The 20,774-nt window shown below is 63.3% G+C and carries 16 protein-coding genes and 9 pseudogenes; 3 read left to right on the plus strand and 22 right to left on the minus strand.

The window, feature by feature from the left end; translation table 11 throughout:
• Positions 1 to 75: 75 nt before the first annotated feature.
• From YO9_RS0103570 to YO9_RS0103590, 6 genes and pseudogenes are all read right to left on the minus strand, one after another.
• A complete protein-coding gene (locus YO9_RS0103570) occupies positions 76 to 423 on the minus strand; it encodes a DUF3039 domain-containing protein (RefSeq protein ID WP_016996270.1) in 348 nt (115 codons plus the stop codon).
• A 107-nt stretch (positions 424 to 530) separates the two neighbouring features.
• Positions 531 to 1,343: a hypothetical protein gene (locus YO9_RS16625; protein WP_223286049.1), complete on the minus strand. Its 813-nt coding sequence runs from the start codon at positions 1,341 to 1,343 to the stop codon at positions 531 to 533.
• A gap of 352 nt (positions 1,344 to 1,695) precedes the next feature.
• Complete coding sequence (locus tag YO9_RS16630; protein ID WP_223286050.1) at positions 1,696 to 2,262, minus strand: hypothetical protein; 567 nt, start codon at positions 2,260 to 2,262, stop codon at positions 1,696 to 1,698.
• Positions 2,244 to 3,090, minus strand: a pseudogene (locus YO9_RS0103580) (ABC transporter ATP-binding protein). The gene YO9_RS16630 and the pseudogene YO9_RS0103580 overlap by 19 nt, the downstream one beginning before the upstream one ends.
• Before the next feature lie 214 nt (positions 3,091 to 3,304).
• Positions 3,305 to 3,949: a co-chaperone YbbN gene (locus YO9_RS0103585; protein ID WP_016996273.1), complete on the minus strand. Its 645-nt coding sequence runs from the start codon at positions 3,947 to 3,949 to the stop codon at positions 3,305 to 3,307.
• Between the two features lie 142 nt (positions 3,950 to 4,091).
• Positions 4,092 to 4,277, minus strand: a complete 186-nt coding sequence (locus tag YO9_RS0103590; RefSeq protein ID WP_016996274.1) for a hypothetical protein — start codon at positions 4,275 to 4,277, stop codon at positions 4,092 to 4,094.
• 220 nt (positions 4,278 to 4,497) lie between these two features.
• On the opposite strand from YO9_RS0103590, the gene YO9_RS0103595 reads away from it, so the two are divergent.
• The 3 genes and pseudogenes from YO9_RS0103595 (at position 4,498) to YO9_RS0103605 (ending at position 6,992) form a co-directional block, all read left to right on the plus strand.
• Positions 4,498 to 5,619, plus strand: coding sequence for an AI-2E family transporter (locus tag YO9_RS0103595; RefSeq protein WP_223286051.1), 1,122 nt, complete (start codon positions 4,498 to 4,500; stop codon positions 5,617 to 5,619).
• 192 nt (positions 5,620 to 5,811) lie between these two features.
• Positions 5,812 to 6,506: pseudogene (gene nucS, locus YO9_RS0103600) on the plus strand (endonuclease NucS).
• A gap of 283 nt (positions 6,507 to 6,789) precedes the next feature.
• Positions 6,790 to 6,992, plus strand: a pseudogene (locus YO9_RS0103605) (cold-shock protein).
• 162 nt (positions 6,993 to 7,154) lie between these two features.
• Here the strand turns inward: YO9_RS0103605 and murA are convergent.
• The 16 genes and pseudogenes from murA to YO9_RS0103680 form a co-directional block, all read right to left on the minus strand.
• Positions 7,155 to 8,437 (minus strand): annotated as a pseudogene (gene murA, locus YO9_RS0103610) (UDP-N-acetylglucosamine 1-carboxyvinyltransferase).
• Between the two features lie 102 nt (positions 8,438 to 8,539).
• Positions 8,540 to 8,755, minus strand: coding sequence for a hypothetical protein (locus YO9_RS0103615; protein ID WP_016996277.1), 216 nt, complete (start codon positions 8,753 to 8,755; stop codon positions 8,540 to 8,542).
• 64 nt (positions 8,756 to 8,819) lie between these two features.
• A pseudogene (atpD, locus tag YO9_RS0103620) lies at positions 8,820 to 10,285 on the minus strand (F0F1 ATP synthase subunit beta).
• Positions 10,286 to 10,290: 5 nt separating this feature from the next.
• Positions 10,291 to 11,237 (minus strand): annotated as a pseudogene (locus tag YO9_RS0103625) (F0F1 ATP synthase subunit gamma).
• A 56-nt stretch (positions 11,238 to 11,293) separates the two neighbouring features.
• Entirely contained in the window at positions 11,294 to 12,919 is a 1,626-nt protein-coding gene (atpA, locus tag YO9_RS0103630; protein ID WP_016996280.1) for a F0F1 ATP synthase subunit alpha, read from the minus strand.
• Between the two features lie 171 nt (positions 12,920 to 13,090).
• The gene (gene atpH, locus YO9_RS0103635) at positions 13,091 to 13,966 is read right to left on the minus strand and encodes an ATP synthase F1 subunit delta (RefSeq protein WP_016996281.1); all 876 of its coding nucleotides are present in this window, start codon (positions 13,964 to 13,966) and stop codon (positions 13,091 to 13,093) included.
• The gene (locus YO9_RS0103640; protein WP_016996282.1) at positions 13,966 to 14,517 is read right to left on the minus strand and encodes a F0F1 ATP synthase subunit B; all 552 of its coding nucleotides are present in this window, start codon (positions 14,515 to 14,517) and stop codon (positions 13,966 to 13,968) included. Before YO9_RS0103640 ends, atpH begins: the two co-directional genes overlap by 1 nt.
• A gap of 50 nt (positions 14,518 to 14,567) precedes the next feature.
• Entirely contained in the window at positions 14,568 to 14,768 is a 201-nt protein-coding gene (locus tag YO9_RS0103645) for an ATP synthase F0 subunit C (protein ID WP_016996283.1), read from the minus strand.
• A gap of 109 nt (positions 14,769 to 14,877) precedes the next feature.
• Positions 14,878 to 15,668, minus strand: a pseudogene (gene atpB / locus YO9_RS0103650) (F0F1 ATP synthase subunit A).
• A gap of 30 nt (positions 15,669 to 15,698) precedes the next feature.
• Positions 15,699 to 16,076, minus strand: a complete 378-nt coding sequence (locus YO9_RS0103655; protein WP_016996285.1) for an AtpZ/AtpI family protein — start codon at positions 16,074 to 16,076, stop codon at positions 15,699 to 15,701.
• On the minus strand, positions 16,063 to 16,632 hold the full coding sequence (locus tag YO9_RS0103660; protein ID WP_016996286.1) for a hypothetical protein: 570 nt from the start codon (positions 16,630 to 16,632) through the stop codon (positions 16,063 to 16,065). The genes YO9_RS0103655 and YO9_RS0103660 overlap by 14 nt, the downstream gene beginning before the upstream one ends.
• Positions 16,629 to 17,285: an MraY family glycosyltransferase gene (locus YO9_RS20525; RefSeq protein WP_317259735.1), complete on the minus strand. Its 657-nt coding sequence runs from the start codon at positions 17,283 to 17,285 to the stop codon at positions 16,629 to 16,631. Before YO9_RS20525 ends, YO9_RS0103660 begins: the two co-directional genes overlap by 4 nt.
• Positions 17,286 to 17,287: 2 nt before the next feature.
• On the minus strand, positions 17,288 to 17,737 hold the full coding sequence (locus YO9_RS20530; RefSeq protein WP_317259736.1) for an MraY family glycosyltransferase: 450 nt from the start codon (positions 17,735 to 17,737) through the stop codon (positions 17,288 to 17,290).
• Positions 17,734 to 19,643, minus strand: a pseudogene (locus YO9_RS0103670) (polysaccharide biosynthesis protein). The gene YO9_RS20530 and the pseudogene YO9_RS0103670 overlap by 4 nt, the downstream one beginning before the upstream one ends.
• Positions 19,644 to 19,672: 29 nt before the next feature.
• Positions 19,673 to 20,542 (minus strand): glycosyltransferase, encoded by an 870-nt coding sequence (locus tag YO9_RS0103675; protein WP_016996287.1) that lies wholly within the window; start codon positions 20,540 to 20,542, stop codon positions 19,673 to 19,675.
• Positions 20,520 to 20,774: pseudogene (locus YO9_RS0103680) on the minus strand (glycosyl transferase); the annotation flags it as partial. The gene YO9_RS0103675 and the pseudogene YO9_RS0103680, both read right to left, overlap by 23 nt.

The following is a 20,774-nucleotide window of genomic DNA, read 5'->3' on the forward strand; positions in this document are numbered from 1 at the left end:
ACAAGGCGCCCGCGAGCGCGGGCGCCGCCGATCACGGGGCCGGTGGGCCCGCGTGACGAATTCTGTGGATGATGCTTAGTTGTTGTTGTCCGAGTCGTCCTTGCCCGGGCGGAGACCCTGGTAGATCTCCTTGCATGCGGGGCAGACGGGGAACTTCTGAGGATCGCGGCCGGGCAGCCACACCTTGCCGCACAGGGCGATCACCGGTTCACCGGACAGCGCAGATTCCATGATCTTTTCTTTGCGCACGTAGTGGGAGAACCGCTCGTGATCGCCGGGTTCCTGCAGCTGACGCGTGTCCTCGCGTTCAATGGTGGAGGTGCCTCCCACGGTGTCCGGCTTACGACCGAACAGTCCGTTGGTCACCGTGGAGTGGTGCTCAACGGTGGTACCAGTGCTCAACGATGCTGCGGTGTTCTCCATGGCCGACAGTCTACCCCCGGGTCCGGACACGACTCAGCGCCCAGGCTCTGAAAGAACTCTGGACGCTGAGATTCGAAGCTGACGCACAAAGCTGAGTGACGAAGCGCTCAGCGGTACTGGGCGACCTCTTGGAGCAGCTCCGGCCCGCGGCGATCCAACCACTTGCCGCCGAGCACGATGCCCAGCCAGAAGATGCCCAGGCCTTCCGCGATGCCCACGGCCAACGCGAGCCAGCCCCACATGGCTTCACCGGACACCACCTGCACGATGACCAGGATCACCGGGGGAAGCGCCATGAGGGCCACGGCACCCAGGATCACGAACTGGATGAGCACGTTCAGCAGTGTGTAACCCTGCGGGGTCTTCATCGGGGACGCACCCGGGGGCGGCACGGGATACGTGTATCGCGCCGACATCACGGACACCACACCGGTACCGGCCAACAGCAGCGCCGCGCAGATGCCGATCATGCCGGGCAGGTAGCCCCAGCCGCCCGTGCGAATCATGGTCAACGCCAACATGGCGACCAAGAACGGCACGGCGATGCAGAACATGGCCAGCGCCCTACCCAGACGATCGTGGTTTCCCTTGACGGGTGCCAAGAGGTGCAGCGTGAACGCTGTGTTGTCGTAGCCCACATCCGCGGAGATCGAGTACGCCATCAGCAGTGCGACGAAACACGGCAGGGCCCAGATCGGGCCGGTGCCGTCCCCGCTGATGAACCAGAAGGCGGCGGCCATGGCCGGAAGGACCAGCAGCGTGGCCGAATACCGGGGGTCCTTGAGCCAGTACGTGAGGCAACGCGCCATGACCGCGCCCCAACCGGTCGCGGGCAACCGGCCGAAGAGGCCCACCCCGGACACGGATTTGGAATTGGAGCGAGCGGCGTCGGCGGTGGCGTCGGACAGTGCACGCCGCAAGGCTGCGCGCCAAACCAACGCGAGCGCACGAGTGTGGCCACGGCAATAGCCAGACGTGCGAGCGCGGCAATCCACTGGCCTTCGGCGACGTCGGCGGGGATGGCCCACACGGCACCCAAGGGTGACCACGCAAGATATTCAGCCCAGGTGGGCAGCTGCTCCCACACACGCTCGATACCCTGTCCGATCGTGGCGATCAGCGGCCCCAGCAGCACAACAAGACCCAACAGGACGATCGAGATGATCTCCCCGGCCCGGCGCTGCTTGTTGAAGTTGGCGGACAGTGCCGTGACGGCTCGGGATCCGGTGAACGCGAGCAGAAGTCCCAGAAGCGCGCACGGAATGGCGACGATCAGGCGATCCCCGACGCACGCCACGAGGAAATCCACGCCATGGTGATCAGAATGCTCGCGACGCCCGGAATACCGATCACGGCGCCCAGGATCTGGCCGATCTGAATCCCCGCAATCCGCATGGGGAACAGGGCCAGCCGGGACGGATCCAGGCTGGAGTCTGCCTTGGAACTCACGACCGGAACGATCCACCAGCCCAAGAGCACGAGCGCGCCGAAGTAAACGGCAACGGTGCGGACGACCTCCAGCGACTCGTTGCCGACCATGAAGAGCCCGACACCGAACGAGCCGACAACGAACAGCATGTACAGGGCACCGAAAATGGTTCCCACCAGGATCCACGTGCTGCGGGTCAGCGTGTTGATCAGCAGGTGCCATTTCAGCCCCGCCATGCGCAAACCCTCGGTCAGCGGTCCCACCGAACGCGCGTGCGTGGCCGGTCCCGCGCTGCCGGTCGGCCGCAACGATTCGGGGGCCACCTCGACCGCACCGTGAGACGGCGTGTCCGCCCAGGGTGCACCGGAGTTCTCGGTGGTCTCGGATGAATTCACTCGGGTCGAAGCCATGACAAGCCCTCCCCCGCATCCGTGCGGCCGCCCACGAGATCGACGAAACGATCTTCGAGGGACATCTCACCGCGCACCTGGTCGACCGTGCCTTCAGCCAGAACCCTGCCGTTGTCCATGACCGCCACGTGGTCGCACATGCGCTGGACCAGGTCCATCACGTGACTGGACACCACCACGGTGCCACCGGCCTGCGTGTACTGATGCAGGATGGCGCGAATGTTGGCGGCGGAGACCGGGTCCACCGATTCGAACGGTTCGTCCAGCACCAGCAACGCCGGCGCGTGGATCATGGCCGCGCAGGGCAATCTTCTTGGTCATGCCGGCCGAGTAGTCCTGGACCTGCTTGCCCGCAGCGTCCTGGAGGTCCATGGCCTGGATGAGATCTTCGGTGCGGTCCTTGACCAGCTCACGGTCCATACCGCGCAGCAGGCCCGAGTAGGTCACGAGCTGGCGACCGGTCAGCCGATCGAACAGGTGAGTTCCGTCCGGTAGCACGCCCATGCGCCGCTTGGCCGCGACTGAATCAGCCCAAACGTCCACCGGCTGATCTTGGCTGCCACCGCCCACCCATACTTTGCCGGCGGTGGGACGCAAGAGTCCCGTGGCCATCGACAACGTGGTGGTCTTGCCCGCACCGTTACGACCCACGAGCCCATAGAACGAACCGCGAGGAACGTGGAGGTTGACCCGATCCGCGGCCGGCCGCGCCCCGGGGCCGGGATGGCCGTACACCTTGGTCAAGTCCTGGATCAGAAGTGCTGGATGAGAGGTCGGTGATTGCGGAGGTCGCTCCGCGGGCCTGGAACTGTGCGCGTGGATGCTCATGAGTCCAGCCTATGAACCGGGGGTATGACATTCATCCCCCGCCGGTGTGATTTCGAGACCTGTCGTGTCATCCCGTGGCGTGACAGAAGCTCACCCGCGTCGCGCCGGACCTCGCTCCCGCGCATCGGTTCGAAAGAGAAGGAGGGCCCGTACCGAAGTACGGGTCCTCCTTCCGGCGATCACCCTGATGACGCTCAGGTTGTCGCGGCTGAGCTTAGAACAACGCCCGCATCAACTGACCACGGGCCGCCGTGACGCGCGGATCCTCGGAACCGACCACATCGAAGAGATCCACCAAGCGCTCGCGCACACGGTCCTTGTCGTCTCCGAAAGTGGTCCTGACCAGATTGAGCAGGCGGCGGAACGCGTCCTCCACGTGACCACCGGACACGTCCAGATCCGCGACGTCGAGTGCTGCCTGAATGTTCTGCGGGTCATCCGCGGCTGCCTGGCGTACCGCGGTGGCGTCCATGGCACTGACCCGCTGGAGCAGATGCACCTGGGCGAGGGCGAGCTTGGCGTCCTTATCGCCCGGGTTCTCGGCGAGCGCCTTGTTGTAGCTGGCTTCCGCGCCGTCCAGGTCGCCGGCCTCGAGCTTGTCGAGGGCTTCCTGGTGCAGCGGGGGCAGTTCCTTGGGGGCCGCCGGAGCGGTGGGTTCTGCCGTGCCGGTCACCCCGTTCTGCGCGGCCAGGGTGAGCAGCTCGTCGAGGAGCTGGCGCATCTGCTCTGCCGGCACGGTCGAATTCACGAGCGGCACGGCCTGCCCACCGAGCATGGCCACGACCGTGGGAACCGTCTGAGCCTGGAACACCTGGGCAATCTGCTGCTCCGTGGAGGCGTCCACGGTGCCCAGCAGCAACTTGCCTGGTAGCTGTCGATCAGCTCGGACAGGGTTTCGACAAAGGTCTCTGACTCGGGGCTCTGCGGCGCGTACAGGGCCACCACCACGGGCACGGTGGCCGACTGCTCGGCGTACTTCTGGAAGTCCTGCGCAGTGATGCTCACGCGGTAGCTTGCACCTTGACCGGCGCCCGCGGACGACGCGCTCCGCCGTTACCTGCCGCTCCCCCGCTCTGCATCGCGCCGAGATCCATGGCGCCGCGCACGGACGCCGGCACGGCCTGGGCCTGTGTGTCGGGCTGCCACTGCTGTCCTTGCTGTCCTGGTTGCTGAGGGAATTCGCTCATGCTCGGTCTCCTTTGTAGCCTCGTCCTCGCGCGGCCGAGCCCTGCGCCTGGGGTGGGTCACCGGCCGGACCGCGTCATTCGTGCACTCCACCCATTATCGCCACGCACGCAACAGGTGCCCCAACACAGGCGTGCGTTGTACGCTTCCGGCGTGACCACATCGCCCCAGCCGCCGGAGAAGTCTGCTCAGAGATTCCGTCCGTCGCGCCATCGATTCGATGTGCCTCCGGAGCCCGGAACCACCCCTGGCTCCATGCCGGCGCCGCGCCGAGCCCCGTGGGACAAGGGTCTTTTCGCGGGTGGTCACCCGGTTCAGACCGGATTCTTTCTCACCGTTGGCGTGGGAATAGCTCTGCTCGGTTTCTACGTCTTGACCAATGTGGAAAGTCTCGCGGGTTGGGTGGTCACCGCGGCCTTCATCGCGTTGGGCTTGGATCCCATCGTGCGCTGGTTGGAATCCCGCGGACTGCCCCGCCCCCTGGCCGTCTCCGCCGTCATCCTCGCGCTTGCCCTGGCCATCACGGCATTCATCGTGCTGGTGGTGCCACGCATGGTCAATCAGGCGCAACAGTTCATGGGCACCATTCCGCAGCTGGTCAACCAGTTCATGGGGTCCTCGTTCTTCGAGGCCTTGGACGATCGCTTCAACATCGCCGCGACCTTCGAACAAACTGTGGGCTCGCTCCAGACCCAGCTGTCCACCAATCAGGATCTGCTGGGCGGCATGTTCGGTTCGGTCGTGAGCGTGGGCGGCGTGGTCATCAATGCCGTCACGGGCACGATCATCGTGATGGCCCTGACCCTGTACTTCCTCTTCTCGCTTCCCATGGCCAAAGCCTGGGGATATCGCCTGGCACCGGCCAGTCGCCGTGCTCGTGTCCAGAAACTGGGCGACCAGATGATCAACGGCGTGGGCAACTACGTGGTCGGTCAGGCGTGCGTGGCGATCATCAACGCGACCGTCGCGTTCATCCTCATGAGCATCACCGGGGTTCCGTATGCCACGCTGCTCGTGCTGTTCGTGGCGGTCCTCGCGTTCATCCCGCTGGTCGGTGGCGTACTCGCGGGCATTCTGGTCACGTTGTTCGCCATCCTGGGTGGTTGGGACACGGTCCTCCCCTTCGCCCTGTGCTATTTCGCCTACCTGCAGATCGAGGCGTATTTCGTCTCGCCCCGCATCATGAAGCGTGCCGTGGCCGTTCCTGGTGCCGTGGCGGTCATCGCCGTGGCCGCGGGCGGTGCCCTGTGGGGAATCCTCGGTGCGGTCATCGCCATTCCCACGGCCGCCGCCGGCCTGCTCCTGGTTCGGGAAGTCTTCGTCCCGCGCCAGGACGCGCGCTAGCTACCCAACGACGACGCCGCTCGGCCCTGCCCCCGGGGTGGCCCAACTCACGAGCCGATCACCCACACCACGGCCTTAAATCCGCCCGTGCACCGGCTTAGCGTGCCCGGTGCGCGTCCCCATCGCGGCGACCGAGCGACGTCGTACCAGGCCGGGTGAGCGCCGCGACCATCGGGGCGATAGGCTTGCCCGGTGCGATTGGTAATAGCTGACTGTTCCGTGCGGTACGAAGGCCGCCTCAACGCCCTCCTACCCCTGGCCCGACGCCTCCTCATGCTCAAGGCGGACGGTCCGTGCTGGTGCATTCGGACGGCGGTTCCTACAAGCCGCTGAACTGGATGAGCCCGCCCGCCAAACTGCACGTGGGTGAGTCGACACCCGAGCAGATCGAGGAAGGCGTGCGCGAGTCGTGGATCGTGCAGGCCGCCAAATCCGATGACCGGCTGCTGATCGACATCTACGAGATCCACGAGGACATCGGGCACGATCTGGGCGTTGACCCCGGGCTCATCAAGGACGGAGTCGAAGCGGACCTGCAGCGATTGCTCGCCGAACAGATCACCCTGCTCGGCGACGATTTCTCCCTGGTGCGCCGCGAATACCCCACGGCGATCGGACCCGTGGACATCCTGGCTCGCGACGGCTCCGGAGCCAGCGTGGCGGTGGAGCTCAAACGCCGCGGTGACATCGACGGCGTGGAACAACTCACCCGCTATCTCGAGCTGCTCAATCGCGATCCCCTGCTGCGTCCGGTGCGCGGAGTCTTTGCCGCGCAGCAGATCAAACCCCAGGCCCGCACCCTGGCCCACGACCGCGGGATTGAATGTGTGACTTTGGACTACGAGGAAATGCGCGGCAACGTGGACACCCAATCGCGGCTCTTCTAGGGCCGATGCCTACTCCCGGGTAAGCAAACGAATCGTGAATGACAGGCGACATTTGTGATCAGCAGACTGACTGCTGTTGACCTTGGTGTCCGGGTGTGTGAAGCTAGTACCGTTCTTCGCTTCATGTTTTACATGCTCGCAGGAATGGTAGCGAGCGTGAAGTTCTGACTGGCGCTGTGGCGCAACATCTAGTGAGCCGCATCCACAGCCTTCTCGCGGTACCTGTTCAGGTGTACGAAAAACAAGTACACGCATTTATTTACTCCAGAAGGAGCGCCCCATTATGGCTCAGGGCACCGTTAAGTGGTTCAACGCAGAGAAGGGCTTCGGCTTCATTACCCCGGACGACGCTGAGGGTGACGTTTTCGTTCACTACAGCGAAATCCAGACCGGTGGATTCCGCACTCTCGAAGAGAACCAGCGCGTCGAGTTCGAAATCGGTCAGGGCCAGAAGGCCCCCAGGCTACCGGCGTGACTGTCATCTGATAGTTTCACCCCGAACAAAACCCCGCATCCAGGTGGATGCGGGGTTTTGTGTTTGTCGGTCGTCATCCCCGGTGTGCGGCTACAGCCATGAACGGGGTCACGCGCCAGCCTGTCAGCGGCGCGTAACCCCGTTCGGGAACTCCTCGGAGTTCTGTCTTCTCCCTAGAACAAGCCGCCCACGATGCGCCGCTGAACCTTGGCCCCGGCATTCGACAGGCGATCCACGAAGTGTTCGTATCCGCGGTCGATATGCTCGACCCCGGAGACCTCTGTGACCCCCGTGGCCGCCATGCCCACGATGGCCAGCGCGGCTCCCGCTCGGATGTCCTTGGCCTCGACCGGTGCTCCGGAGAGCTGTTCCGCGGGAAGCCGTCCACGCGCGCATGGTGGCCGTCCAGCCGGACTCGCGCACCCAAACGCTCCAGCTCCGCCGTGAAGCCCCAGCGAGCCTCGAACACATTCTCCGTGACCATTCCCGAACCCTCTGCAACGGCATTCAGCGCCACCACGAAGGGCTGCAGGTCCGTGGGGAAACCCGGATACGGCAAGGTCGAAACATTGATCGCGGTGGGACGCTCCGGCCCCTGCACGATGAAACGACCCTGTGACGTGTCGATCGTGCACCCCGCACCGCGCAGCTTTTCCAGAACCATGGTCAGGTGTGCCGGCTCGGCACCCTCGATCTCCACGCGCCCCCCGGTCACCGCCGCAGCGAAGGCCCACGTGCCCGCCACGATGCGGTCCGGAACGGTTCGGTGCGTGACCGGGTGCAGCTTCTGCGCACCCTCGATGGTGATGGTGCTCGTACCCAATCCGTCGATGTGAGCACCCATGGCCTGCATCATGCGGCCGATGTCCACGATCTCGGGTTCACGAGCGGCGTTCTCCAGCACGGTCGTGCCGTCAGCCAGCGCCGCGGCCATCATGAGGTTCTCCGTAGCACCCACGGACGGGTAGTCCAGGTGGTACGTGGTGCCGTGCAGGTTGTCGGCCACCGAAGCCCGCAGGAAGCCCCTCTCGATGCTCAGTTTGGCGCCCATGGCCTCGAGACCGGCACGGTGCATGTCCAGACCGCGCGAGCCAATAGCGTCGCCTCCCGGGAGCGCAACCTCCGCACGGTGGCAACGGGCGACCAGCGGCCCCAGAACCGAAATGGACGCGCGCATCGCGCGGACCAGGTCGTAGTCGGCCTGATGGCCCAAGACCTCAGGCACATCGATGTCCACGGTCTGCTGTGCAGGGTCGTAGCGCACCGTGCAACCCAAGCGCCGCAGCAGCTCCGCCATGATCGTGACGTCCTGGATCTCGGGCACGTTGGTGATGGTCGACTCCCCCGTTGCCAACAGGGTCGCGGCCATCAGCTTGAGCACACTGTTCTTGGCCCCCGATACCGGGAGCACCCCGGACACCTTAGTGGGTCCGTGAACCTCGATCTTCTCTTCCATGGGTCCTCCAGATCACGCGGTCAGCACCACGCTCTCAGACTGCACGAGCCCCCGTACCCAAAAGGTACGGGGGCCACGATGCGCGTTCTAGCTACGAACTAACTACTCGGACTCGGACTGTCCATCGAAATCGACCTCGTCCGCAACAACCGTCACGCGGTTGCTGTCGACCGAGATGAATCCCGAGTCAATGTGACCGCTCAGGCGGCCGCCCTCCACACGCTCGACGGCGAACGCACCCGGCTTGAGCAGACCGGCAACGGACTCGTGTCCGGGGAGGATGCCAATGTCACCCTCCGTGGTACGAACACGAACCATCTTGGCGGTACCTGCCCAGATCTTACGGTCCAGGCAACGACCTCAACAATGAGCTCAGCCATGATTACTTCTCGCCGGTCTGGGACTTGATCTCGTCCCAGCGCTGCATGACGTCATCCAGGCCACCCACGTTGTAGAACGCCTGTTCCGGAACGTGGTCCAGCTCGCCGTCACAGATCTTGCCGAAGGCCTCGATGGTTTCCGCGAGCGGAACCGTGGAGCCCTCAACACCGGTGAACTGCTTAGCGGTGTAGGTGTTCTGGGACAGGAACTGCTCGATGCGACGGGCGCGGGAGACCACGACCTTCTGCTCTTCGGAGAGCTCTTCGACACCGAGGATCGCGATGATGTCCTGGAGTTCCTTGTTCTCCTGCAGGATGCCCTTGACGCGGGTAGCCACGTCATAGTGCGCCTGGCCCACGTACTGCGGGTCCAAGATGCGGGAGGTCGAGGACAGCGGGTCGATAGCCGGGTACAGACCACGCGACGCGATTTCACGGGACAGCTCAGTGGTGGCGTCCAAGTGCGCGAAGGTGGTGGCCGGAGCCGGGTCGGTGTAGTCATCCGCGGGCACGTAAATGGCCTGCATCGACGTAATCGAGTGACCGCGGGTCGAGGTAATGCGCTCCTGGAGCACACCCATCTCGTCCGACAGGGTGGGCTGGTAACCCACGGCGGAGGGGATACGACCCAGCAGGGTCGACACCTCGGAACCGGCCTGCGTGAAGCGGAAGATGTTGTCGATGAACAGCAGCACGTCCTGGTTCTGCACATCGCGGAAGTACTCCGCCATGGTCAGGCCGGACAGTGCCACGCGCAAACGAGTTCCAGGCGGCTCATCCATCTGGCCGAACACCAAGGCGGTGTCCTTGAGCACGCCGGCTTCTTCCATCTCGACCCACAGGTCGTTACCCTCACGGGTACGCTCGCCCACACCGGCGAACACGGAGGTACCACCGAAGTTACGCGCAACACGGGTGATCATTTCCTGGATCAACACGGTCTTGCCCACACCGGCACCACCGAACAGACCGATCTTACCGCCCTTGATGTAGGGGGTCAGAAGGTCGATGGACTTGATGCCGGTTTCCATCATCTCGGTGGAACCCTCGAGCTCCGCGAAGGACGGTGCCTTGCGGTGGATGGGCCAACGGTCCTGGACATCCAGCTCTTCGATGGGCAGATCCAGCGAGTCACCCAGCACGTTGAAGATGTGGCCCTTGACCACGTCGCCCACGGGCACGGAGATCGGCGCGCCGGAGTCCTTCACCTGGGTACCGCGCACCAGACCATCGGTCTGCTGCAGGGAGATGGCACGAACCATGTTGTCGCCCAGGTGCTGTGCGACCTCGAAAGTGATCTTGCGAGGTTCACCGTTGAACTCGTAGTCGGCGGTCAACGCGTTGTAAACGGCGGGCACCTGGTTCTCAGGGAACTCGACGTCGACCACAGGCCGATCACTCGGGCGACTCGGCCGGTCGCGCCGCCCGAGACCGGCTGAGCGGCCTGTTCATTGATAGTGGCAGTCATTTCTCTCACTTCATTTCGGCGGTGGGTAGTGGCTGGCCCTGATCAGAGGCTTCGGCGCCACTGACGATTTCGGTCAGCTCGGTGGTGATCTCGGCCTGGCGGGCGTTGTTCATCAAACGGGTGTACTTCTTGATGAGCTCATCCGCATTGTCGCCGGCGGCTTCATGGCGCGCTGACGGGAAGCCAGCTCGCTGGAGGCCGCGTGGCACAGGGTCGAGTAGATACGAGACTTGATGTAGCGCGGCAGGATCTCGTTGAGGAACTCCTCCGGGTTCGGCTCGAACTCGAAGTTGTTGTTCGTCTCCTCAAGATCCTGGTAGTCCTCGGACACTTCGTCGCCGAGGTCGTTGGCATCAACTACCTCGAGAGGAAGCAGGCGAAGCACGCGCGGCTCCTGAGTCACCATGGACTTGAAAGCCGTGTACACCAAGTGGATCTCGTCCACGCCACCGTCGTCGTAGCTTGCGCTGATATCGCCGAGCAAACGCTCGGTCAATTCCTCAGCACGCTCGGGGTTGGCGTTATCGGTATCGCCCGTCCAGAACTCGTCGTAATCGCGGCGACGAAAATCGAAGTACGCCTTGGCTTTACGACCCACCAGATAGACCCGAACTTCCCGGCCCTCCGAGTTCAGCATCTCCAACAGACCCTCCGCGCGCTTGAGCACGTTCGAGGAGTAGGAGCCGGCCAAACCACGGTCGGACGTGAAGATCACGACTGCGGAACGACGAACATCATCCACGGTCGAGGTCAACGGGTGGGAAATGTTGTGCTGAGACGCGATCTGGGAGACCGCACGGGTCAGCGCGTTGGCGTACGGGTACGCCGCTTCGAGGCTCTGACGGGATTTGTTGATGCGCGAAGTCGCGATCATCTCCATCGCCTTGAAGATCTTCTTCATTGACGAGGTGGATGAGATCTTCTGTCGGTAGACCCGAATCTGCGCTCCCATGAAACTTCCTTTCGGCACCGCAGCGGTGTGCCGTCACCGGCACACCGCTGACTCGGTTACTTCCTGACGATCTTTTCCTGGTTGACGTCCTCGGTCTCGAGGGACTCGTGCTCCTCGTGACCCGGCTCAATACCGTGCTTCGAACCGCGGAAGTCGCGCTTGACCTCGGCAACAGCCGTCTTCAACGCCTCAATGGCGTCGTCCTCGAGCTTGCCCGTGGATTCAATGGAATCCATCACGTTGGTGGTTCGACGGACCTGTTCGATCAGGGCCTTCTCGAAGTCGTTCACGTTGGCGACCTCGACGTCGTCGAGCTGACCGGTGGTACCTGCCCAGATGGACACGACCTGGTCCGCCACGGGGTACGGGGTGTACTGGGGCTGCTTGAGCAGCTCCATCAGTCGCTCACCGCGGGTCAGCTGCTGGCGGGACGCGGCATCCAGGTCGGATGCGAACATCGCGAAGGCCTGCATGGAGCGGTAGGACGCCAAGTCCAGCTTCAACGTACCGGAGACCTTCTTCATGGCCTTGACCTGAGCGGCACCACCCACGCGGGACACGGAGATACCCACGTCCACTGCGGGGCGCTGGTTCGCGTTGAACAGGTCCGACTGCAGGAAGATCTGACCGTCGGTAATCGAAATCACGTTGGTCGGAATGAACGCGGAGACGTCGTTCGCCTTGGTCTCGATGATCGGCAGACCGGTCATCGAACCGGCACCGAGCTCGTCGGAGAGCTTGGCACAACGCTCCAGCAAACGGGAGTGCAGGTAGAAGACGTCACCCGGGTACGCTTCACGTCCCGGCGGGCGACGCAGCAACAGCGACACGGCACGGTAGGCCTCAGCCTGCTTGGAGAGATCGTCAAAAACGATCAGAACGTGCTTGCCGTTGTACATCCAGTGCTGACCAATAGCGGAACCCGCGTACGGGGCCAGGTACTTCAGACCGGCGGACTCGGAAGCCGGAGCAGCCACGATGGTGGTGTACTCCAGAGCGCCGTTGTCCTCGAGGGTCTGGCGCACGGAAGCAATGGTGGATGCCTTCTGGCCGATGGCCACGTAAATGCAACGCACCTGCTTGTCGACGTCACCGGACTCCCAGTTGGAACGCTGGTTCAGAATGGCGTCCACGGCGATGGCGGTCTTACCGGTCTGGCGGTCACCAATGATCAGCTGACGCTGGCCACGGCCGATCGGAATCATGGCGTCGATGGCCTTGATACCGGTCTGCAGCGGTTCGTGAACCGACTTACGCATGGTCACGCCCGGAGCCTGCAGCTCCAGCTCGCGACGACCGTCGGTTGCCACCGGTCCCAGATCGTCCAGCGGCTCGCCCAGGGGGTCCACCACGCGGCCGAGGTAACCCTCGCCCACCGGTACGGACAGAACCTCACCGGTACGGTGAACTTCCTGGCCCTCTTCGATGCCCTGGAAGTCGCCCAACACCACGACACCGATGTCGCGAGTGTCAAGGTTCAAGGCCAGGCCCAGAACCCCGTTCTCGAACTTCAGAAGCTCGTTGGCCATGACCGAGGGAAGACCCTCGACACGGGCGATACCGTCAGCGGCGCTGGCGACACGTCCGACTTCTACTCGTTCTGCATTGCCGGGTTCGTAGGACGCCGCGAACTCGTTCAGCGCACTACGGACTTCGTCGGCATTGATGGTCACATCGGCCATCTGCTGTCCCTGCTCTCTACGTTTCGTGATCATCGCCCGCGCAATGACCTAACTTCTTTTTGTCGCGATGCGTTGCCCCATCGCCTGCTGACCGTGTCAACGGCCGGTGGAGGCAACGCGACGAGATGCCGGCATCGACCGACTCCCCGCGATCCCCGCTCCACCAGGGGATCAGGCTCCGATTCGCTGCTGCAACTGATCCAGACGATGGGTCACAGACCCGTCGATGACTTCTTCACCGACCTGGACTCGCAAGCCGCCGATCAGTGAACGGTCCACCTCCACGGCCAGCTTGAGATCGCGCTTGTACAGAGCATTGAGGCTCTGACGCAGCTTCTCCAGCTGTTCGTGGCTCAGTGGACGAGACGTCACGATTCGGGCGATCCAGCGTTGCTGACGATCGGCCACGATCTCTGCGAAGCGCTCGATCAAACGACCGGGCAGAGCTCCACGGGGCTCGCTGACGGCACGCTGAGTCAACAGCTTGCCTTCTTCAGATGCATTGGGCATCAGTCGGGATGCGAGCTGTGCCTTGGCTTCCGCGCTGGCGCGCGAATCGGCAAAGGCACCCTGGATCTCCTCGGAGTGATCCACGGTGTTCTTGAACTGAATCAGTTCATCCACCAGGGATTCCATGGCATTGAGCCCACCGCGGTTCTCGGCAGACGCTGCCGCCATCATCACTGCGGTTCGTTCAATGCCATCACCGAGCTGTCGCTCGTTGGCGGAGCGCTGCTTCACAAGCTCGGACACGATCTCGATAGCGGGATCGTGTTCCTCGTTGCCCATCAGTCGGTGCACAAACCCGGACACGGCCTCCACGGTGTCGGACTTGTGGGTCCGCTCCCCGAAGAGCTTGTGTACGAGCTTGACACGATCGTCGGCAGCGCGTGACGGATCCGTCAGCGCCCGGCGCAGAGCGCCGTTGCCGTCGATGACGTCGAGCATGCCGAACAGCTGCTTAGCCGTTTCGACGTTTGCTTCCGAAGCCCAGCGATCAATGTCCACTGTGAGGGGACGATAGGGTTCGTTCGATGCTTCTGCCATTACCGTGCAGCTCCTGTGCGACCCTGCTCGGTCTCAAGATCGGCCAGGAAGCGATCGACCACGCGGTTTGCACGAGCGTCGTCGTTCAGGGATTCCCCGACGATCTTGGAAGCGAGCTGTGTTGCCAAGGTACCGACCTCGTCGCGCAAGGAAACCACTGCGGCGGCACGCTCGGCCTCAATGGCCTTGTGTGCGTTCTCCGTGATCCGAGCGGATTCGACGTTGGCGCGATCCTTGAAGTCCGCGAGGATCTTCTCGCCCTCGGTGCGGGCTTCCTCACGAATCTTCTGGGCTTCGAGGCGGGCGCTCTCAAGCTGCTGGTTGTACTCGTCGCGAGCGGCCTTGGCCTCTGCCTGAGCGGCCTTGGCCTTGGCAAGTCCACCTTCGATGGCTTCGGTGCGGTCACGGTAGACCTTCTCGAATGCCGGAGCGATGAACTTGATCGCGATGAAAAGCAGAATCAGGAACCCAATGAAAGTGATCAGCATTTCCCAGACGTTGGGGAGAAGGGGGCTGGCCCCTTCTTCTGCTGCCAACAACATTGCGGTCATGTGCGCGATTCCTGTTCTCTAGTTAAGGGCTAAGTGCGGACGTACCGCTCTTAGAGGAGTGCGAGCACGAAGCCCAGGATGGCCAGTGCCTCGACCACGGCGAAGCCCATGAACAGCATCGGCTGAATCACGCGCTGGGACTCGGGCTGGCGAGCAACTGCCTGCATGTAAGCAGCGAAGATCAAACCCACACCGATGCCACCACCGATGGCAGCGAGACCGTAGCCAATGACGCTAAGCGAACCTTCCATTATGGATATTTCCTTTCTGGGTGCCCGTGTCGGGCAGTGATGCCATTACTGGAATCGTAAATGGACGATGGTCACATCAGCGGTCCGATCGGACCACTGCTTCGTGGGGTCAGTGCCCCTCCTGCAGTGAGCCCTGTAGATACACGGCAAACAGCAGGGTGAAGATGTAGGCCTGCAGGATCTGAATCAGAACCTCCAGGAAGTAAATGAAGAGGCCCAGGATCACGCCGAAAACGGATCCACCGATACCGAGTGCTCCACCCACGCCGGTGGCGAGGTAGGCGGTGAAGCCGGCGGCGACCATGATGGCCATGTGGCCGGCGAACATCGTGGCGAACACACGAAGTGCGTGCGTGACGGGGCGGATGATTATGTTCGAGAGGAACTCGAGCGGGATCAACACGATGTAGAGAACCTTGGGAACGTCCGGCGGCATGGTCATCTTGACGAAGAAGCCGCCGAAGCCGTGGCGCTTGATACCCACGAAGACCCACACGATGTAGGCGATGGCCGCGAAGACGTACGCGGTGCCCGGGTGGGAGAAGGTCGGAAGCTGCAGCACCGGAATGGAGCCGAACAGGTTGTTGACCAGGATGAAGAAGAAGAACGTGAAGAGCAGCGGGATGTACGGGCGGAATTCCTTCTCGCCGATGATGTCGCGGCCCAGGTGATTACGGACGAAGCCGTATCCCATTTCGCCCAGGTACTGACCTTGGAGGGGACCAGGGCGCGGCGGCGGACGACGTACATGAAGAACCCAGCGATGAGAACCACCGACAACAGGATCAACAAAGAATGCTTGCCGACTTCGAAAGTGCCCACGGAGAAGAAGGGAGGCAGGTGCGCGTCCTCAACTGACGGGGCCACGAATTCGGCCGGAATCCTCAAGGCGGGGTTCAATACGGGTCCTTTCTGCGGTATCCAGACCGGTCACACTCGGGGCGTGGGGCCCTGATCAGACTTCGATGTCTTTGTCGGGTTCTCCATCTGGGTGGAACTGGAGTTCAGGCCCTCCCGCATGTGGAGGTAACCAAGATAGATCCCAGCAGCCGCACCTAAGACGGCTCCCACGATCACCAACCACCCTGTTCCCAGCAGGTGATCCGCGCCCCAGCCTACCAAACTCCAGAAGCCTCCACCGACCACTAAGTACAGCAACATGGTCAGCCCGCCGGCCAGCCCACCCCGCTGGACGAGCTCTCCCGCGGTGCTGAGCGTGTCTTCGGATTCTGAACCCGTTGTCGCTGGTCCGACACGCCGCCCGTCATGTTCTGGCGAGTTGGAGAAATCGCGCTCACGCTCGGTCATCGCCTCCCCCTTCGGTCGGTTCTGATGGGTTTTCTTCAAGGATAGTGGCCGCCTCGTCCTCAGCCTCAGCGGCTTCACGGGCTTCCTTGGCACGCACCACGGCCGCGTAATCACTGGCCAAGACGTTGCTTGCACGCATGGCCACGGGTGCCAGCACCAACCAGGACAGGACCAGGCCCGCGGCCACCGTGATGGCGAAGCCCAAGGAGTGCAACCACTCGGGGGCTCCCACCGACAACAAATACCAACCCATGACCACGACCTTCAGGAGGTACAACATGGCCAGTGCAGGAGCGGTTGCTGCCGGAGCTACCCGGTACATAAATGCGGACACGAACACGGTGAGACCGGTACTCAACGTCACCAGTCCAACTCCCACAGCAATGGAACGCCACAGCGAATCGAACCCGATCATCGCTGCACAGGTGATGAGAATCACAGCAAGAAGTATGGATGTGACGCTCAGAATCAGAACCGGTCGCCCGTAGGCCTCCAATGGGGCCACCGCTGGCGCCGGATTCACTGCAGAATCCGACACGGGGTCCGCCGCGCTCATGAATCCACGGCCCGACGTCGCCGAGCCAGCGGTCGCAACACGCGCGGCAGGCACAGGTACAACACGACCACAGCGGCGGTGGCCAGACCCGCGAGAACCGACCCGGCGCCGTCGGCGCGCACACCCCACAGGGCAATCAAGCTGACCAGGATCGTGGCCACCGTCACGACCAACGAGGACTGGACGTGGGACAGCCCCACGTCCGTGAGGCGCTGATACACGTGCTCGCGGTGCGGTTTGTACCAAATCTCACCACGTTGGACGCGCTTGATGAGGGTCACCGTGGTGTCCGCCAGGTAGATCACGAGCGGGGGCAGCAAGTACTCCACATACACGCCGGACAGGAAAGCGCCGATCGCGATCGCGACCAGGCTGCCGCCGAGGACATAGGAGCCGACGTCGCCCAGGAAGACGGTGCCTCGACTCAGGTTCCACGGCAAGAAGCCTGCGAAGGCGCCGGCAACGATCAGGCCGGCGCACATCATCCAGGTCATGTCGTTCGCGGCACCGGCCCAGGCGTAGAACAGTCCCACGGCGGTGCCGTGCATACCGGAGATGCCGTTGATGCCGTCCATGAAGTTGGCAATGTTGATGTAGGCGACCGTGGCGATCACGCCCACCGGCCACCACCACACGGCGATCCCCAGAGACACGATCAGGGCGCCCGTACCAGCGCACCGATCAACAGCTGCACCCCGAGTCGCGTTCCCACGGAAACCCCGCGGTAATCCTCGAGCCAACCGAGGGCTGCACTGGCCACGATCATGGCCAGCACGATCAAGGAGACCGAGCGGTCCACTTCGACCACGCCCAATGCGAGGGCCAGCGCATGCATGACCACGATGGCCACAGCGACGGCCAGTCCCATGCCACGAATGACCGGACGGTCGTGTGAAGACCTGTCCGAGGGGATGTCGATGACTCCCCACCGAGCCAGCAGGGGCTTGATCACGAACGGCAGCAACACGGAGATGAGGAACGCCCCACCGCCGAGCCAGAGCGCGAGAGTGAACAGGTGTTCCAGCGTGTCGGCCTGCGGAATGGCACCCGGGCCTTCCACGCGGGACAACACGGACGGTGCGGTGGTGATGATGGGTGCTGTCATGAGCGGTCTCCCCCGTGACGTTCTGCGTGGGGGGATGGCTTCTGATGTTCTCTGGCTCGGGGGACGGAAAAATCGGTGATACGGGGCTGGGTGCTGTCCGTGATGACGGGGATGGAACCGGTGAACAGCATGCCGCCGCGCACCTTCCAGACGTGCCGGTCCAGGTGCGCCGGATCCAGACGTTCGGCCCTCGCGTGGGAGATCTTGGGGTGCAGCGGACGTTCGTCGCTCTCACCCGCACCAATCAGGTCTTCGTGGAGCTTCTCTCCGTGGCGCAGACCGGTGATCACGATTTCCACGTCCTCACGGCCGGACATGGCCCGCAACCGTTCGGCGATATCCAGGATCCTGACGGGTTCGCCCATGTCCAGGATGAGGACCTCTCCCCCGCTGGCGATGGCACCGGCCTGGATCACCAGCTGGCAGGCCTCCGGGATGGTCATGAAGTAGCGGGTGGCATCCGCGTGGGTCACCGTGATGGGCCCGCCCTGGCGGATCTGCTCCGCAAACAACGGGAGCATGGAACCGCGCGAGCCGAACACGTTGCCGAACCGCACGGAGGCATAGCGTTTGCCGGTCTGGCCCGCCATCCACGCGGTGAGTTTCTCGGCCACGCGCTTGGAGTGCCCCAGCGCAGTGGTGGGATTGGCGGCCTTGTCCGTGGAGACGTTCACGAACACGTCCACGCCCACATTGGCCGACGCACTGAGCACGTTGAGGGTGCCCATCACATTGGTCTTCCACGCCTCGTCCGGGAACTGCTCCAACAGCGAAACGTGTTTGAGCGCGGCTGCGTGGAACACGACTTCCGGTTGCCGTTTTTCGAAAATGTGCTCGAGCGACTCCGTGTCCCGGATGTCCGCGAGAACGGTGTCGTTACCGTCCAGCAGGCCGCGCCCGGTGATCGAGATCTGGGTGGACTGCAGACCGGTTTCGTCGCGGTCCAGCATGATCAGTTCCGCGGGTTCAAATCCCACGAGCTGTCGGCACAGCTCGGAGCCGATGGACCCGCCCGCACCCGTGACCAGGACTCGTTTACCCGTGACGTAACCGGCGATCGCATCCACGTGAATGTCCACCGGGCGCCGCCCGATCAGATCCTCCATGGCGATATCGCGAAGGTCCACGCTCTGCTTGTTCGCGGTCAACATGTCGGTGATGGGCGGCACGGTCATCACGCGCGTGTTGGTGCCGGCCACGGCGTCGGACACGCGGCGCATCAGACGCGGCTCGACGTCGGAAATGGCCACGATCAGAACGGCCGATCGCGTGGCTTCCAGGACGTGAGCGACGTCGTGCAGGGTGCCATCACGGGAACGGACGAAATGCGCAGGTGCTTCTTGGCGGGATCGTCATCGATGAGCGCGACCGGCAGGAACTCCGACGAGGGGTCCTGCATCATGCGGTGGACCAGGAACGTGCCCAGGTAACCGGCGCCGAAGACCACCACGTGCTGGGCCTCGGCTCCGGGCTTGGCGGTGGATTCCTGGTACATGCGCTTGAGATAGCGGAAGGCCGCCATGAACAAACACGCGAACGGGAACGCGATGAAGCCGATGGAGCGCGGGATTCCCATGGCCACGCCGAAGACCAGGAGGACGACCTCCAGGATGGCGGTGACGATCACGGTCACCACGACCAGCAGTTTGGCTTCTTCGAAACTGCCGAAGGAATAGCGCCCCTTGTACAGCGCGAAGGAGAAACCCACCACCATTTGGCACGCAACGGCCACGGCGCACGTGATCACCAGGCCGCCCACGGAGACGAACTGGACGTTCATCTCGTAGCGCAGAAGCACCGCTACACACATGGCAACGATCCACGCGGCGGAATCCAGAATCATCTGGATCCACAGCCACGCGACCGGCTTCTCCGCCGAGGGGGTATTGGATTGGGGGTTCCCCATGCGCGTTGACGTCCTTTCGTGCACGCGAACTAGCTGTTGCGGTGGCCCACCATGAACCGGTAGGCCGTTTCCCGCACCTTGAGCGGTACAAATCTGTACCCGCCCCGCACGATCACGTTTGTCGCCCATTGTATGAAGCCCACGTACCCCAAACGGCGCAATTTCCATTGCAACGCCATTTCGGCCAGAAACACGCGCGGTCCCCCGCGCCGTTCGTAGGAGCCAGCCGAGACCCGATAACCGACCAGAGGCTCGGACACGTTGCGGACATCGGCACCCGCGTGGAGCATTCGTGCCCACAGCCAGTAGTCCTCGGCCATGGGCACGTGTTCATAGCCGCCCACCGCTTCCACGGCACTGCGACGGAACACCACGGACGGATGGGAAATCGGATTGCGCCGTTTCGCGACACCGGCGATTTCCTCGCGTCCCACCGGTGCCTGGCGCAGGGCCAAGGGGGTGGTCTCGTCATCGCCGATCTCGTACATCGAGGCGCCGACCAGGTCCGCGCCGTCCTCGATGAGCGGCAGTTGCCGGGCGAATCGATCGGGGTAGGAAATATCGTCAGCGTCCGCGCGGGCCACCACGTCGTGGGAGCACCACAACAGGCCCGTGTTCAGCGCGTTGGTCAGGCCCGCGTTGTGTTCCAGTTCCACACGCACCACAGGCACCGCCGACGCCGCGCTGATCCGGTCCAGCTCGTCCGTGATCTCTTGCGGCACGGGGCCATCGCGCACGATGACGACTTGCGCAGGCGGGCGGGTCTGTTCATGGGTGTTGGAGTCAATGGCTCGCCGTACCCGGTGGGCGGAATCCCCCCGGTAGACGGGTACCAACAGCGAGAAGGGCGCGGGAGAGTCTGCGGGGTTCAGGGGCTCAGCGAGGGCCACCGAAACCACGTCCCCGCATTCCGTTCACGTACCGACCGGCCCACGTGCGCAGACCCTTGAGGTCTCTACGCTGCAGGTAGTACGCCGGGTAGCCGATCGCGTCCGCGGTCAGTTGGACCACGCGTTTGTACCGCCACGACACGTAGCCGCGATTGCGGAAGAAATGCTGCTGCTTGAACTGCCCCGGAGGGATGAGCACCTGAAGCTTTCCGGGGATCACCACTTGCTCTTCTTCCCAACC

Source organism: Kocuria atrinae C3-8, assembly GCF_000286355.1.
In the GTDB taxonomy this organism is placed as follows: Bacteria; Actinomycetota; Actinomycetes; order Actinomycetales; family Micrococcaceae; genus Kocuria; species Kocuria atrinae_A.